Source organism: Caballeronia sp. LZ035 (genome assembly GCF_031451175.1).
GTDB lineage: Bacteria > Pseudomonadota > Gammaproteobacteria > Burkholderiales > Burkholderiaceae > Caballeronia.
On sequence record NZ_JARUXS010000004.1, the window covers coordinates 503,698 to 516,850 of the forward strand.

The 13,153-nt window shown below is 65.3% G+C and carries 15 protein-coding genes; 12 read left to right on the top strand and 3 right to left on the bottom strand.

Translation table 11 applies throughout. The features are described 5' to 3' along the window. The first annotated feature begins 10 nt into the window (after nucleotides 1–10). The 3 genes from phnD to QCE88_RS32675 all read left to right on the top strand — a co-directional run bounded on the left by phnD (nucleotide 11) and on the right by QCE88_RS32675 (nucleotide 3,085). Nucleotides 11–979: a phosphonate ABC transporter substrate-binding protein gene (gene phnD, locus QCE88_RS32665; RefSeq protein ID WP_309909452.1), complete on the top strand. Its 969-nt coding sequence runs from the start codon at nucleotides 11–13 to the stop codon at nucleotides 977–979. Between the two features lie 78 nt (nucleotides 980–1,057). Then, entirely contained in the window at nucleotides 1,058–1,798 is a 741-nt protein-coding gene (gene phnE, locus QCE88_RS32670) for a phosphonate ABC transporter, permease protein PhnE (RefSeq protein WP_309910986.1), read from the top strand. 135 nt (nucleotides 1,799–1,933) lie between these two features. After that, a complete protein-coding gene (locus tag QCE88_RS32675; protein WP_309909453.1) occupies nucleotides 1,934–3,085 on the top strand; it encodes a Fic family protein in 1,152 nt (383 codons plus the stop codon). Between the two features lie 12 nt (nucleotides 3,086–3,097). Here the strand turns inward: QCE88_RS32675 and phnN are convergent, their stop codons facing one another. Genes phnN through phnF form a run of 3 tightly spaced genes read right to left on the bottom strand, consistent with a single transcriptional unit; the run spans nucleotide 3,098 to nucleotide 5,123 of the window. Further along, nucleotides 3,098–3,658, bottom strand: coding sequence for a phosphonate metabolism protein/1,5-bisphosphokinase (PRPP-forming) PhnN (gene phnN, locus QCE88_RS32680; protein WP_309909454.1), 561 nt, complete (start codon nucleotides 3,656–3,658; stop codon nucleotides 3,098–3,100). Next, complete coding sequence (locus tag QCE88_RS32685; RefSeq protein WP_309909456.1) at nucleotides 3,655–4,359, bottom strand: DUF1045 domain-containing protein; 705 nt, start codon at nucleotides 4,357–4,359, stop codon at nucleotides 3,655–3,657. Before QCE88_RS32685 ends, phnN begins: the two co-directional genes overlap by 4 nt. Next, nucleotides 4,356–5,123 carry a phosphonate metabolism transcriptional regulator PhnF gene (gene phnF, locus QCE88_RS32690; protein ID WP_309909458.1) on the bottom strand — a complete coding sequence of 256 codons (768 nt, stop codon included), beginning with the start codon at nucleotides 5,121–5,123 and terminating at the stop codon, nucleotides 4,356–4,358. Before phnF ends, QCE88_RS32685 begins: the two co-directional genes overlap by 4 nt. Nucleotides 5,124–5,284: 161 nt before the next feature. Here phnF and phnG point away from each other — a divergent pair, with 161 nt between their 5' ends. The 9 genes from phnG to QCE88_RS32735 all read left to right on the top strand — a co-directional run bounded on the left by phnG (nucleotide 5,285) and on the right by QCE88_RS32735 (nucleotide 13,151). Then, entirely contained in the window at nucleotides 5,285–5,767 is a 483-nt protein-coding gene (gene phnG, locus QCE88_RS32695) for a phosphonate C-P lyase system protein PhnG (protein WP_409018263.1), read from the top strand. Further along, nucleotides 5,764–6,387 carry a phosphonate C-P lyase system protein PhnH gene (gene phnH, locus QCE88_RS32700; protein ID WP_309909461.1) on the top strand — a complete coding sequence of 208 codons (624 nt, stop codon included), beginning with the start codon at nucleotides 5,764–5,766 and terminating at the stop codon, nucleotides 6,385–6,387. Before phnG ends, phnH begins: the two co-directional genes overlap by 4 nt. Beyond that, nucleotides 6,387–7,487: a carbon-phosphorus lyase complex subunit PhnI gene (locus QCE88_RS32705; RefSeq protein WP_309909462.1), complete on the top strand. Its 1,101-nt coding sequence runs from the start codon at nucleotides 6,387–6,389 to the stop codon at nucleotides 7,485–7,487. The genes phnH and QCE88_RS32705 overlap by 1 nt, the downstream gene beginning before the upstream one ends. Then, a complete protein-coding gene (locus QCE88_RS32710; RefSeq protein WP_309909463.1) occupies nucleotides 7,484–8,359 on the top strand; it encodes an alpha-D-ribose 1-methylphosphonate 5-phosphate C-P-lyase PhnJ in 876 nt (291 codons plus the stop codon). Before QCE88_RS32705 ends, QCE88_RS32710 begins: the two co-directional genes overlap by 4 nt. After that, the gene (gene phnK / locus QCE88_RS32715; protein ID WP_309909464.1) at nucleotides 8,356–9,126 is read left to right on the top strand and encodes a phosphonate C-P lyase system protein PhnK; all 771 of its coding nucleotides are present in this window, start codon (nucleotides 8,356–8,358) and stop codon (nucleotides 9,124–9,126) included. Before QCE88_RS32710 ends, phnK begins: the two co-directional genes overlap by 4 nt. Before the next feature lie 10 nt (nucleotides 9,127–9,136). Further along, the gene (gene phnL, locus QCE88_RS32720; RefSeq protein WP_309909466.1) at nucleotides 9,137–9,904 is read left to right on the top strand and encodes a phosphonate C-P lyase system protein PhnL; all 768 of its coding nucleotides are present in this window, start codon (nucleotides 9,137–9,139) and stop codon (nucleotides 9,902–9,904) included. After that, complete coding sequence (locus QCE88_RS32725) at nucleotides 9,898–11,031, top strand: alpha-D-ribose 1-methylphosphonate 5-triphosphate diphosphatase (protein ID WP_309909468.1); 1,134 nt, start codon at nucleotides 9,898–9,900, stop codon at nucleotides 11,029–11,031. Before phnL ends, QCE88_RS32725 begins: the two co-directional genes overlap by 7 nt. Nucleotides 11,032–11,252: 221 nt before the next feature. Further along, complete coding sequence (locus QCE88_RS32730) at nucleotides 11,253–12,617, top strand: MFS transporter (protein WP_309909469.1); 1,365 nt, start codon at nucleotides 11,253–11,255, stop codon at nucleotides 12,615–12,617. A 246-nt stretch (nucleotides 12,618–12,863) separates the two neighbouring features. Further along, the gene (locus QCE88_RS32735; RefSeq protein WP_309909471.1) at nucleotides 12,864–13,151 is read left to right on the top strand and encodes a hypothetical protein; all 288 of its coding nucleotides are present in this window, start codon (nucleotides 12,864–12,866) and stop codon (nucleotides 13,149–13,151) included. The last annotated feature ends 2 nt before the right edge of the window (nucleotides 13,152–13,153 follow it).

Consider the following 13,153-nt stretch of genomic DNA (forward strand, 5'->3'; position numbering starts at 1 on the left):
GGATCGCACCATGAAAGCAGCCCGTTTCATCCTGGCTGGCGCGGCGCTGGCCTGCCTCCTGACGCAGCCCGTTCTGGCCGATACGATCAACTTCGGCATCATCTCGACGGACTCGTCCGCCGCGCTCAAGCAGCGCTGGCAGCCGCTCATCGACGATCTCAACAAGCAGACCGGGCTCGACGTGAAGGCCTACTTCGCGACCGACTATGCCGGCATCATCGAAGCCATGCGCTTCAACAAGGTGCAGATCGGCTTCTTCGGCAATGCGTCGGCGATCGAGGCCGTGGACCGTTCGAACGGCGAAGTCTTCGCGAAGGTGAAGTACAAGAACGGCGAGGCGGGCTATTACTCGCTGCTCATCACGAATGTGAACAGCAAGTGGAAGTCGCTCGACCAGGTGCTGAAGAACACGAAGGACATCAACCTCGGTTTTGGCGATCCGAATTCGACTTCGGGCACGCTGGTGCCGTCGTACTATCTGTTCGCGAAGAACGGCATCAACGCGAAGACGGCCTTCAAGAGCGTGCTGCCGTCGAGTCATGAAGCGAACATGCTCGCAGTGGTCAACGACAGGGTGGACGTCGCGACCAACAACACCGACATGCTCGATACCATCAAGACCCAGCATCCCGAGCTGTATCCGAAGGTGCGGGTGCTCTGGAAGTCGCCGCTGATTGCGTCGGACCCGCTGGTGTGGCGCCGTGACTTGCCGCAAGCAACGAAGGACAAGCTGCGTACCTTCTTCGATCACTACGCGCAGAAAGATCCGCACGAGCAGCAGGTGATCAACGCCATCTCCGGCTATTCGGGCTTTGCGGATTCTTCGGATGCGCAGCTCCTGCCGATTCGCCAGATGGCGCTGTTCCAGAAGAAGCAGCAGGTCCAGAACAACGCCCATCTCGACGAAGCCGACAAGAAGGCCCAGGTCGCCGTGCTCGACCAGAAGATCGCGGCCCTCGACAACCCGGCGGCGAAGTAAATGAAGCCGCTCGACGTCACAACGTTCGAGGCCGGCATCGCGCGCGCCGCGCATCCGCTGGCGGGAAAGCGCAGCTGGATGTCGTTGTTGGGCTGGATCGCCGTCATGGCCGTGCTCGGTCTGTCCTGGCACAGCGCGGACATGCGTCCGCTGGATCTGCTCGGCGCATCGGGCAACATGAGCCAGTTCGCGCGTGACTTCTTCCCGCCCGACTTCACCGAATGGCGCACGTATGTGCAGGAGATGATCGTGACGCTGGCGGTCGCGGTGTGGGGCACGGCGCTCGCGCTGGTCTGTGCCGTGCCGTGCGGTCTGCTGTCGGCGCAGAACATCGCGCCCGTGTGGATCTCGCAGCCGGTGCGCCGTTTGATGGACGCGTGCCGCGCGATCAACGAAATGGTCTTCGCGATGCTGTTCATCGTCGCGGTGGGGCTCGGGCCGTTCGCGGGCGTGCTCGCGTTGTGGGTGCACACGACAGGCGTGCTCGCCAAGCTGTTCGCGGAAGCGGTCGAAGCCGTCGATGCGCGCCCCGCGGAAGGCGTGCGCGCGACTGGCGCGAGCAGTCTCGATGAAATCATCTATGGCGTGCTGCCGCAGGTGTTGCCGCTGTGGATCTCGTTCGCGTTGTATCGCTTCGAGTCGAACGTGCGCTCGGCGATGGTGGTCGGCATGGTGGGCGCGGGCGGGATCGGCGTCGTGCTCTACGAGGCGATCCGCTCGTTCAACTATGCGCAGACGGCGGCGGTGATGCTGATCGTGATCGTTATCGTATCGCTGATCGATCTCGTGTCGGGGTGGGTGCGGGAGCGGGTGATCTGAGGTACGTTACTGGTCAGAATAATCGGCTCATGATTTGAGTCGATTAAGCGTTCAATCGCCTCATGGGCTATACTGATTCGACTCAAAATGCGAGTCGAATAGTACGGTTAATCGCCTCAAAGCCCATCCAGCGCCATGCCATCGCCTCCATCGCTCATCTGGCAAGCCCCCACGTGGCCCGGCATGCATTACGACGCCGTGCGCGTAGGCGGCGAGCTGGCTCGCGCGCACCGGGTTCAGGGCATCGTTGAAGGCAAGCTGGCGGGTCTCCGCTTCGACCAGCGCCTCGAACTCGCCGCTGAGGCCTGGAGCCAGGATGCTGTCGCGACGGCAGCCATCGAGGGCGAGCGCATCGATCTCGCCGCCGTGCGCTCGTCCGTGGCCCGGCGACTGGGCGTCGGGAAGCAGGATGGCCCCAACGCGCCTCGAAATGTCGAAGGCCTGCTCGACATCATGGATGATGCCGTTCTGCAAAGAAATGCTCCGCTTACGCGTGAACGTTTATGTGCGTGGCAGGCGGCTCTTTTTCCTACCGGTTACTCGGGCATGGTCAAGATTCTGGTCGGGGCATACCGCGAACATGCCGAGCCGATGCAGATCGTCAGCGGGCAAGTCGGACGAGAGCGGGTCCGCTACGAAGCGCCCTCATCGGCCCGCGTTCCGGCGGAAATGCAAACGTTCCTGGAGTGGTTCAACGCAAAGACCGAGCACGACACGCTGGTCAAGGCTGCGCTCGCTCACCTGTGGTTCGAAACGATTCATCCCTTCGAGGAGGGGAACGGCCGCATCGGCCGGGTCCTTATCGACCTGGTGCTGGCGCACGACAGCGGCGAGGTCAGCCGCCTGATCCGGACTTCACAGCGCTTGCTCGACAAGCGACGCGACTACTACGAGCAGCTCGAACGTGCCCAGCATGGCGAACTCGACGTGACCGAGTGGGTCTTGTGGTTCGTGGAACAACTGCGGGTGTCCTGCGAGGAAGCGTCCGACGCCGTGGACGCCGCGCTCCAGAAAGCCATGTTCTGGATGAATCATCAGGACAAGGTACTCACGACCCGGCAGCGCAACGTCGTCAATCTGTTGTTCGACGCCGGTCCTGAGGGTTTCGAGGGAGGCATGAGCACCAGAAAGTACGAGAGCATCGGCGGCACCTCGCGGGCCACGGCGTCGCGTGAACTCATCGAACTCGAGGACATGGGCCTGGTGCGCCGAGTCGGCGCAGGTCGCTCGACGCGCTACTACCTGAACATTCCAGGCTGGCGCCCGGAAGACACGGCCGTCGCATAGACGCGCGATGGTTCAAACGTGACTGCCAAGCGTCAGCACGTCGAGAAACTGCGCGCCGGCATCCGCGAGCATGCCCGAGTTGTCGATCGTGACGAGGTTCGCCTGTGGCGGCAACGCAAACGCCGGACGCCGCGCAAGACGCGCCTCGATCTGCCGTGCATCTTCACGGCCACGCCGTGCGAGGCGCGCGGCGAGCACGGCGGGCGTTGCATCGATATGCACGAACTGTGCGTGCGGATAGCGTTCCAGCGCCAGCCCCGCATGCTGACGCGAGCCATTCACCACCACCGGCATGCCGCGCGCGAGCCACGCATCGAGTTCAATGCCGATGCCGTAAAGCAGGCCGAGGCTCTCCCAGTGCATCGCGAACAAGCCATACGAAAGCCGCGAAGCGAATTCTTCGTGCGTGAGCGCGATGTGATTTTCCCCGTCTGCGACAGCGCGCGTGATGTAGCGATGCGCGAACATCACCCGCGTACCGACGCGTTCGCGCGCAAAGCCGAGCAGCGAGTCCTTGCCCGCGCCCGACGGTCCCATTACGTAGATCAGTTTCGTGCTGTCCACTCCGCTCATGCTCCATCCTGTACGTTGTTGAACGGCAGGCGCTGCCACAGCATGAACGGCGCGCCAGGCTCCGGTTCGACGAACAGCGCTGCACCATGCACCGGCAGCGGGCCCAGCGTGTCGATGCGCCGCGTCCAGTCCGACACGATCGATTCACGCTGGTTCGCATCGTCGAGTGAGTCGGACAGCGTCATGTGAAAGCGATATTCGTCGAACACGTACGGGTAGCCCCATTCGCGCAGCAGTTCGATCTGCCGGCCGCTCATGCCTTCCGTGATGCGCCGCTCGATGCTCTCGTGCGAAGGCCGCTTGCGCAGCGGGGCCAGCGCGATGAGCGCGTCGCCGGCGAGTGCGCGCAGCGTGGCGTCGTCGTGCGCGGCAGCCGGACGAAGCGCGGCGAAGCGGCCGAGCGCCTCTGCCCGCAGCGCCATCTCGAAGCGCGGCACCGTGCCGGCCCAGGCCCGCGCCGAGGCGAGCACGTCCGCGAGTTCGACGCCCGGCGCCATGTGAAAGGGCGCCACGAGGGTCGCGTGCCAGCCGTAGCGGCGCGGCGCGTGCGTGACGTCGTGCACGGACGTCGCGCTCTCGCGGCCGCTTTCGGGATCGCGCCCGAGCCATTCGCAGCCTTCGCGCCACCATGCGGACGAGGCGGGCGGCGCGTAATACAGCGCCACGCGGGGGTGGCGGGCATGCACCTGCGCAACGATCATGAGCCGTGCTCGACCATCAGTTGCACGCGGTCCGCCGCGAAGTGCGTGAAGCCGTACTTGATCGGCACGCCGTCCTCGTCGACATCGACGTTCTCGACCCACAACACCGGCTGCTGGCGATTGATCTGCAAACGCCGCGCCACTTCCGAAGAAGGCAACACACTGCCGATCCGGCTCCACTTGCGCATGTAATCCTTCACGCCGAACTGTTCGAGGGCCGCGCTCACGCCGCCCGCCGCATCGATGGCGTCCGGCAAGCCGTTGAAGCGCGCCGCCGGATACCAGTTGCGCGCGTAGGTCATCGGAATGCCGTCGGAGTCGTGGCGCGTTTCGATCTGATAGACCAGCGTGCCGGCGCGCACGCAGAGCGCCTTGGCGACGGTCGGGTCCGCCTTCACGCGGTCTGACGTCAGCACCACGCCGGCCGAGGTGTGCTTCTGGCTGCGCAGGTTCTCGGTGAAACGCGTGCGCCGGCCAATCTGATAGTCGATGGCGCCCGGTTGCACGAAGGTGCCGCGCCCTTGTTCGACGCTGACGAGACCGGTGGCCGCGAGCCTGAGCATGGCGCGGCGCACGGTATGACGATTCACGTCGAAGCGCCGGGCGAGTTCTGCTTCGCTCGGCAGGCGGCCTTCCTCGCCGAAGCTCTTGGCCGCGATCTCCGCGGCGAGGATCTGTTCGATCTGCCGCCACACCGAGACCCCCGCGCCGCGTTCGACCGCATGTCCGGGCGCGTTGCTGTCGTGGATTGCGTTCGATGTCATGTCGCTGTCATTCCGGTACGTTTGAATATCGTTCTCTGGATTGTAGTGCGCAACTCGTGATGGAAATGTGAAACCCCCACTACATGACCAAACGTCTAGACGACTAGATCAGACCACGAGTAGCATGCGACGGCCGAATCCTTCCTGACATGAGGAACGCAATGAGACCTTCAATGGAGCCGCACGACGCAGGCAACCGCCGCGAATGGATGGCGGTGCTGGCGCGCACGCCGCGCGACGCGCTGAAGCAGGCGCTGGCAGCGGCGCTCGACGGCGCGCCGCTGCCGGACTATGAATGGCTGCGCGCGCCGGACATCGGCCTGGCGATGGTGCGCGGGCGCATCGGCGGCACGGGCGACGCGTTCAATCTCGGTGAAGCCACCGTCACGCGCGCCACGCTGCGTCTGCGCAGCGCCGACGGGCATGCGCCGGTGGGCGTGGCCGTGCACATGGGCCGCGACAAGGAGCGGGCGACGCTTGCGGCGCTCGCGGATGCGCTGCTGCAGACGCCTTCTCATGCGGCGCGCTTGCAGACACGTTTGATCGAACCGCTGGCCGCGCGCATAGCCGACGAACGGCGCCGCAAGGAAGCGGAAGCAGCGGCGACCAAGGTCGAATTCTTCACGATGGTGAGAGGCGAATGATGCAGATCGACATGACCACGCTCGTGCCCGGTTTCAACGATCCGGTACACGATGCGCAACGCGTGTTCCGCGCGTTGCTGGATGCGCTGTCGCGTCCCGGCAGCCTTCTCGCGATCGATGCCGCGCTGCCAGACAATCACGCGATGCGCGACGGACTTGCCGGCCGCGTGCCGCTCGCGGCGTTCGCCGCATTGCTGGCACTGGCGGATTATTCGACGCCTGTCTTCATCGAGCGCGAGGATGCCGTGCTCGGCGACGCGCTGCGCTTTCATGCGAGTGCGCCGCTCACCCGCGACCGCCGCGCGGCTGCGTTCGCCTATATCGACGACGCGCGCAACATGCCTTCGCTCGATGCGTTCTCGCACGGCGACCCTGAATCGCCCGAAGCATCGGCGACGCTGTTCGTCCGCGTGCCGTCGCTGACGGACGGCGAGCCGCTCGTATGGAGCGGTCCGGGCATCGCGCAGACGCGCACGGTCGGTATTGCTGGCCTGCCGCGTCGCTTCTGGCATGAACGCGCGGCGCTGGCCACGTTGTTTTCCTGCGGCATCGACTGCTGCTTCGTCGCGGGCGGCTCGCTGGTCGGCCTGCCGCGCACGACTCACGTGGAGGTGAACTGATGTACGTCGCGGTCAAGGGTGGCGAGCGCGCCATCGAACGTTCCTGGGACGTGCTCGCGAAGCAGCGCCGCGGCGACCTCGCGGTTCCCGAGCTGTCCGTTGCACAGATACGCGAGCAGATGCGGCTGGCCGTGGCGCGCGTGATGACCGAAGGCTCGGTCTACGACGAAGACCTGGCGGCGCTGGCCATCAAGCAAGCCGCCGGCGATCTGGTCGAGGCTATCTTCCTGTTGCGCGCCTATCGCACGACGCTGCCGCGCTTCGGCTATACGCTGCCGGTGAATACCGAGGCGATGTGCGTCGAGCGCCGCATCTCGGCGGCGTTCAAGGATATTCCGGGCGGCCAGATGCTGGGCGGCACCTACGATTACACGCAACGTCTGCTCGACTTCACCTTGCTTGCCGAAGGTGAACCGGTTAGCGATACAACTATTCGGGCGAAGGCGCCGTCCACGGACGCGATGCCGCGCGTGCTGTCGATACTCGACAAGGAAGGGCTGATCGAGCAAGAACGCATGCGGGAGAACGCGCCGGAACCGGGCGACCTGTCGCGCGAGCCGCTGTCGTTTCCCGCCGATCGCCCGACGCGCCTGCAGAATCTCGCACGCGGCGACGAAGGCTTCCTGCTGGCGGTCGGCTATGCGACGCAGCGCGGCTATGCGCACAGCCATCCGTTCGCGGGCGAAATCCGCCATGGCGAAGTCGCGGTGGAGATGCACATCGACGAACTGGGCTTCGCGGTGGAGATCGGCGACATCGATATCACCGAGTGCCAGATGATCAACCAGTTCGCGGGCAGCGGCGAGGTGCCGCCGGCCTTCACGCAAGGCTATGGACTCGCGTTCGGCCACTCGGAGCGCAAGGCAATGGCCATGGCGCTGGTCGACCGCGCACTGCGCGCGCAGGAACTCGGCGAAACCGTCGGCTCGCCGACCCAGGATCCCGAGTTCGTGCTGTATCACAGCGACAACGTGGAAGCGTCCGGCTTCGTGCAGCACTTGAAGCTGCCGCATTACGTCGACTTCCAGTCCGAGCTCGAACTGCTGCGCCGCTTGCGCGCGGCGCACGGCAAGGACGACCATCAGGAGCATGCGGCATGAACGCGCTGACCGAAGGCTATAACTTCGCCTATCTCGACGAGCAGACCAAGCGCATGATCCGCCGCGCGATACTCAAGGCCGTGGCCGTGCCGGGCTATCAGGTGCCGTTCGCGTCGCGCGAAATGCCGTTGCCGTACGGCTGGGGCACGGGCGGCCTGCAGGTGACTTCGGCGATTATCGGCGCGCGCGATACGCTCAAGGTGATCGACCAGGGCTCGGACGAAACCACCAACGCGGTGAACATCCGCCGCTTCTTCGCGCGCACGGCGGGCGTGGCGACCACGACGCGCACCGCCGACGCCAGCATCGTACAGACGCGTCACCGCATTCCCGAGACGCCGCTGACGGAGCAGCAGATCCTGGTGTATCAGGTGCCGATGCCCGAACCGCTGTACCGTTTGGAACCGCGCGTGACCGAGTGCAGGAAGCTGCACGCGCTCGCGGACTACGGCCTCATCAACGTGAAATACTACGAGGACATCGTGCAGCATGGCAGCATCGCGACGACCTACGACTATCCGGTGATGGTGAACGACCGCTATCTCACGTCGCCCTCGCCGATTCCGAAGTTCGACAACCCGAAGATGCACATGAACCCCGCGCTGCAATTGTTCGGCGCGGGCCGCGAGCGGCGCATCTACGCCATTCCGCCGTACACGAAGGTGAAGAGCCTCGACTTCGAAGACCATCCGTTCAGCGTGCAGAAGTGGGAACATGCCTGCGCGCTGTGCGGTTCGCGCGAGAGCTTCCTCGACGAGATGATCGTCGACGATCAGGGCGCGCGCATGTTCGTCTGTTCCGACAGTGACTTCTGCCACAGCCGGCGCGACGAATCCGACAACGCATCGGACAGCGAGGAGGCGAGCCAGTGAACGCATTGCTGAAAGCCACGCGCCTCACGAAGCGCTATGACGGACGCGGCGGCTGCGTCGATGTCGATCTCGAAGTCCGTGCGGGCGAAGTGCTGTGTATCGTCGGCGAGTCGGGCTCGGGCAAGTCCACCTTGCTGAACGCACTCGCGTTGCGCAGCGGACTCGATGACGGCACGCTGGAATACGTCACGCGCGAAGGCGAAACGCTCGACTTGCTGACGCTCGCCGAACCGCGCCGCCGTCTCTTGTCGCGCACCGAATGGGGCTTCGTGCACCAGAACGCGCGCGACGGACTGCGTCGCAACGTGTCGGCGGGGGCCAATATCGGCGAACCGCTGATGGCCATCGGCGCACGTCATTACGGGCGCCTGCGCGAGACCTCGGCGGACTGGATGCAGCGTGTCGAACTGGATGCCGCGCGCATCGACGAACTGCCTTCTGCGTTCTCCGGCGGCATGCAGCAACGCCTGCAGATCGCGCGTAATCTGGTGACAGGCCCGCGTCTCGTGTTCATGGACGAACCCACCGCCGGCCTCGATGTCTCCGTGCAGGCCCGTCTGCTCGACCTGCTGCGCACGCTCACCAGCAAGCTGCATCTGGCGGCGGTGATCGTCACGCACGATATCGGCGTGGCACGCTTGCTCGCGCATCGCCTGATGGTGATGAAGGACGGACGCGTGGTGGAGAGCGGCCTGACGGACCAGGTGCTCGACGATCCGCAACATCCCTATACGCAGACGCTCGTTGCGTCCGTGCTGCCCGTTTGAGGTACGACAGATGACCACGAATGACTTCGTCACTCACGACCGGCTGATGCTCCAGGCACGCGGCATCGAGAAGACCTTTACGCTGCATCAACAAGGCGGGGCGCGCATCGCCGCGCTGGCGGGCGTGTCGCTGGATGTCGCGCGCGGCGAGTGCGTCGTGCTTGCGGGCGCGTCCGGCGCGGGCAAGAGCACCTTCCTGCGCTGCATGTACGGCAACTATCTCGCGACGCGCGGCACCATCGCCATTCGCGACGACAGCCATCCTGCGCGCCACGTGATGCTTACCGACGCCGAGCCGCACGAGATCCTCCGTCTGCGCAAGACGACCATGGGCTACGTGAGCCAGTTCCTGCGCGCGATCCCGCGTGTGAGCGCGCTCGATCTCGTCGCGGAGCCGCTGGTGTCGCGCGGCATCGAGGAAGAAGCGGCGCGTGTGCGGGCGCGCGGCCTGCTCGAACGCCTCAACGTGCCGCGCCGTCTGTGGACGCTCGCGCCCCCGACGTTTTCGGGCGGCGAGCAGCAGCGCGTGAACATCGCGCGCGGGCTGATCGCGGCGCATCCGCTGCTGTTGCTCGATGAACCCACCGCGTCGCTCGATGCCGAAAACCGCGACGTGGTCGCGGACCTGATCGTCGAGGCGCGCGAGCAGGGCGCCGCGATCGTCGGCATCTTTCACGACGAGGACACGCGTGCGCGCGTCGCGACCCGCATCGTGCGGCTCGAGAGCGCCGCCGCCGCATCCGTTCAAACCGATTCCGGAGTGTTGCAGACATGCTGATCAAGAATGCGCGCATCGTGACGCGCGACGAGGACTTCACCGGCACCGTGCGGATCGCGGACGGGCTGATCGCGGAGATCGCGCCGGGCAATACAGCCGCGCGTGAAGCCGAGGACTGGGACGGCGACTATCTGCTGCCGGGTTTTGTCGAACTGCATACGGACAACATCGAGAAGCATCTCGCGCCGCGTCCGGGCGTGCTGTGGAATCCCGAAGCCGCGATCATCGTGCATGACGCGCAAGTGGCCTCGGCGGGCATCACGACCGTGTTCGATGCGCTGGGCGTCGGCTCGCGGCCGGAAGACGGCGTGCGCGGTCGCGAATTGCAGGTGCAGTGCGCACAGTCGATCGGCAAGTTCGTCGAGCGCGGCGTGCTGCGGGCCGATCACTTCCTGCATCTGCGCTGCGAAGTGGGCACGACGGATGTGGTCGAGGTATTCGATTCGCTGAGCGCGCATCCGCTTTTCCGGCTCGCTTCGGTCATGGATCACACGCCCGGGCAGCGGCAATGGCAGGATCACGAGAAGTGGCGCAAGTATCAGGAGCGCCACGGCAAGTGGAGCGACGAGCACACGAACAAGATCCTGGCCGAGCTGGCCGAGCATCAGGCGCGCTATGCGGCGAAGCATCGCGGGGAAATTGTCGAGCGCTGCAAGACGCTCGGCATCTCGCTCGCGAGCCACGATGACACGCTCGTGGAACACGTCGAGGAAGCCGCCCGCGACGGCATCGCGCTCGCTGAATTCCCGACCACGCTCGACGCCGCGCGTGCGGCCCGCGAGCACGGCATCGCGACGATCATGGGTGCGCCGAACGTGGTGCGTGGCGGTTCGCACTCGGGCAACGTCTCCGCGCTCGATCTGGCGCGCGAGGGGCTGCTGGATATCCTGTCGTCGGACTATGTGCCGTCGAGCTTGCTGATCGCCGTGTTCGATCTGGTCGCGAAGGCGGGCTGGTCGCTGCCGCGCGCGGTCGCGACGGTCTCGTGGACGCCTGCGCATGCAGCGGGTCTCACGGACCGCGGCGCGATCGCTCTTGGTGCGCGCGCGGATTTCGTGCGTGTGGCCTCGGTTGACAGCGTGCAGGTGCCGCGTGAAACCTGGCGTGCCGGTCGGCGCGTGGCCTGAGCTCGGCGCTTCGTTCCTGACAGCCTCACGTCAGCACGCCGTCATACGCGGGTAAGCCCGCGTTGACGGCGTGCGCGCTTCTTCAGTACCCTCGCTGGCGAGTTCGCTATAAGAATCAGTGTTCGCCTGACGAACATTTGGGCGTTATCTGATAGCAGAAGCGTAATCGGCGCCGGGCTATGTCGTGGGTCGCCCGGGCCCAATCTGACAAAGGGAATGAAGTGAGCAGAAGTCCTGCCGTGAACGTCCAGACGTTCATCAACGACCATCCGTTCTCGCCGTTTCAGTGGCTCATCTTCGGGATGTGCTTCGTGATCGTGCTGCTGGACGGTTTCGATACTGCGGCGATCGGTTTCATCGCGCCCTCGCTGGTGGCCGAATGGCATATCAGCCGTCCGGCATTGGCGCCGGTCCTGAGCGCGGCGCTGTTCGGCCTCGCGGCGGGCGCGCTCCTGTCGGGGCCGCTCTCCGACAAGCTGGGCCGCCGCGCGCTGTTGCTCTCGTCCGTGCTGATCTTCGGTGTCGCGTGTCTGGCTTCGTCGTTCGCGGCGGACCTGACGCAACTCACGGCCTTGCGTTTCGTCACTGGCCTGGGCCTCGGCGCGGCCATGCCGAACGCCGTCACGATGATGAGCGAGTTCTGCCCCGACAACCGCCGCGCCACACTGATCAACCTGATGTTCTGCGGCTTTCCGCTCGGCGCGGCATTCGGCGGGTTTCTCGCGGCGTGGATGATCCCGCACTTCGGCTGGCGCAGCGTGCTGCTGCTCGGCGGCATCGCGCCGCTGGTGCTCTCGGTGTTGTTGATCGCGACGCTGCCTGAGTCGGTGCGTTACATGGTGGCGAAGGCGCGGCCCGTCGAGAAGATTCGCGCGACGCTCGCGCGCATCTCGGCGGACGCGATGCAGGCCGGTTCGTTCTTCATGACCGAGAAGGCGCCCGCCGTCGCCGGGCAGAGCGGCATGAGCGTGGTGCTGTCGCGCGCGTACATCGTCGGCTCGGTGATGCTGTGGGTCACGTATTTCATGGGCCTTGTGATCTTCTATGCGTCCATCAACTGGATGCCGATCCTGCTCAAGGAGTCCGGCCTTGCGCCGCAAACCGCGACGCTCATCTCCGCGCTGTTCCCGCTCGGCGGCGTCGGCGCGGTGCTGTGCGGCGTGCTGATGGACAAGTTCAACGCGAACCGCATCATCGCCGTGTGCTATGTGCTGACCGCCGTGAGCGTGTATCTGATCGGCCAGGCGGTGGGCAATGTGGGACTGCTCGTGCTCGTCGTGTTCGTTGCGGGCGTGCTGATGAACACCGCGCAATCGTCTATGCCCGCGCTCGCCGCCGCTTTCTATCCGACTCAGGGTCGCGGCACCGGCGTGGCCTGGATGCTGGGCATCGGGCGTTTTGGCGGCATCGCAGGGTCATTTCTCGTCGCCGAACTGACGCGCCAGCATTTCAGCTTCGGCGGCATTTTCGCGACCATCGCCGTGGCCGGGCTGATCGCTGCCGTCGCGCTGTTCATCAAGCAGGCCGCGCATCCGCAGACGGCCATGGCGAATGAGCTGGACTCGACGGAGCCCGCCGGGCATTGACCGGATGCGGGTTGTGCATGAGATAACGCCCCGCGTGATGCGAGTCATGCGGGGCGTTTTGTTTGGGCAACGCGCGTTGCAATCCGCCTTCTACGCGCCGTCGCCGTGTGCGAATCGTCAGACCGTGGCATACCGTGTGCTGACTCCTGAGATGCGACCGGCCGTCGCGTGCAGCGTTCCGACGGCCAGCAGGCATGACACGCCGCAAGAATCGCATTCCGACCATCGTCAACAGGAGCTTTCGATATGAAACGTTTTGCCCTTTCTACCGCTGCCGGTGCTTTCGCTCTCGTGTGCGCATCCGCTTTCGCGCAGGACAATCCGCCGAGCTCGAGCACGGGCCTGCAAGCCGGCGACAACGCGCAGACGACCACGCAGCCGGCTCATGCGATGTCGCATTCGCACAAGTCGTCCACGCACTCGAAGAAGATGCAAAAGAGCCCGATGGCCGCAGGCCCGTCCACCGAGCCGGGCGGCACCGCCACGCCGAGCGGTCCGGGTGCGCCGGTGACTGCCAGCGGCTCCGGCAAGTAATC

Bases quoted from the DNA above. Each gene is read 5' to 3' on its own strand.
- phnN (WP_309909454.1), bottom strand. From the start codon at position 3,658: ATGAGCGGAGTGGACAGCACGAAACTGATCTACGTAATGGGACCGTCG.
- QCE88_RS32705 (WP_309909462.1), top strand. From the start codon at position 6,387: ATGTACGTCGCGGTCAAGGGTGGCGAGCGCGCCATCGAACGTTCCTGG.
- phnH (WP_309909461.1), top strand. From the start codon at position 5,764: ATGATGCAGATCGACATGACCACGCTCGTGCCCGGTTTCAACGATCCG.
- phnG (WP_409018263.1), top strand. From the start codon at position 5,285: ATGAGACCTTCAATGGAGCCGCACGACGCAGGCAACCGCCGCGAATGG.
- phnE (WP_309910986.1), top strand. From the start codon at position 1,058: ATGTCGTTGTTGGGCTGGATCGCCGTCATGGCCGTGCTCGGTCTGTCC.
- QCE88_RS32710 (WP_309909463.1), top strand. From the start codon at position 7,484: ATGAACGCGCTGACCGAAGGCTATAACTTCGCCTATCTCGACGAGCAG.
- QCE88_RS32725 (WP_309909468.1), top strand. From the start codon at position 9,898: ATGCTGATCAAGAATGCGCGCATCGTGACGCGCGACGAGGACTTCACC.
- QCE88_RS32735 (WP_309909471.1), top strand. From the start codon at position 12,864: ATGAAACGTTTTGCCCTTTCTACCGCTGCCGGTGCTTTCGCTCTCGTG.
- phnL (WP_309909466.1), top strand. From the start codon at position 9,137: ATGACCACGAATGACTTCGTCACTCACGACCGGCTGATGCTCCAGGCA.
- phnF (WP_309909458.1), bottom strand. From the start codon at position 5,123: ATGACATCGAACGCAATCCACGACAGCAACGCGCCCGGACATGCGGTC.
- QCE88_RS32685 (WP_309909456.1), bottom strand. From the start codon at position 4,359: ATGATCGTTGCGCAGGTGCATGCCCGCCACCCCCGCGTGGCGCTGTAT.
- QCE88_RS32675 (WP_309909453.1), top strand. From the start codon at position 1,934: ATGCCATCGCCTCCATCGCTCATCTGGCAAGCCCCCACGTGGCCCGGC.
- phnD (WP_309909452.1), top strand. From the start codon at position 11: ATGAAAGCAGCCCGTTTCATCCTGGCTGGCGCGGCGCTGGCCTGCCTC.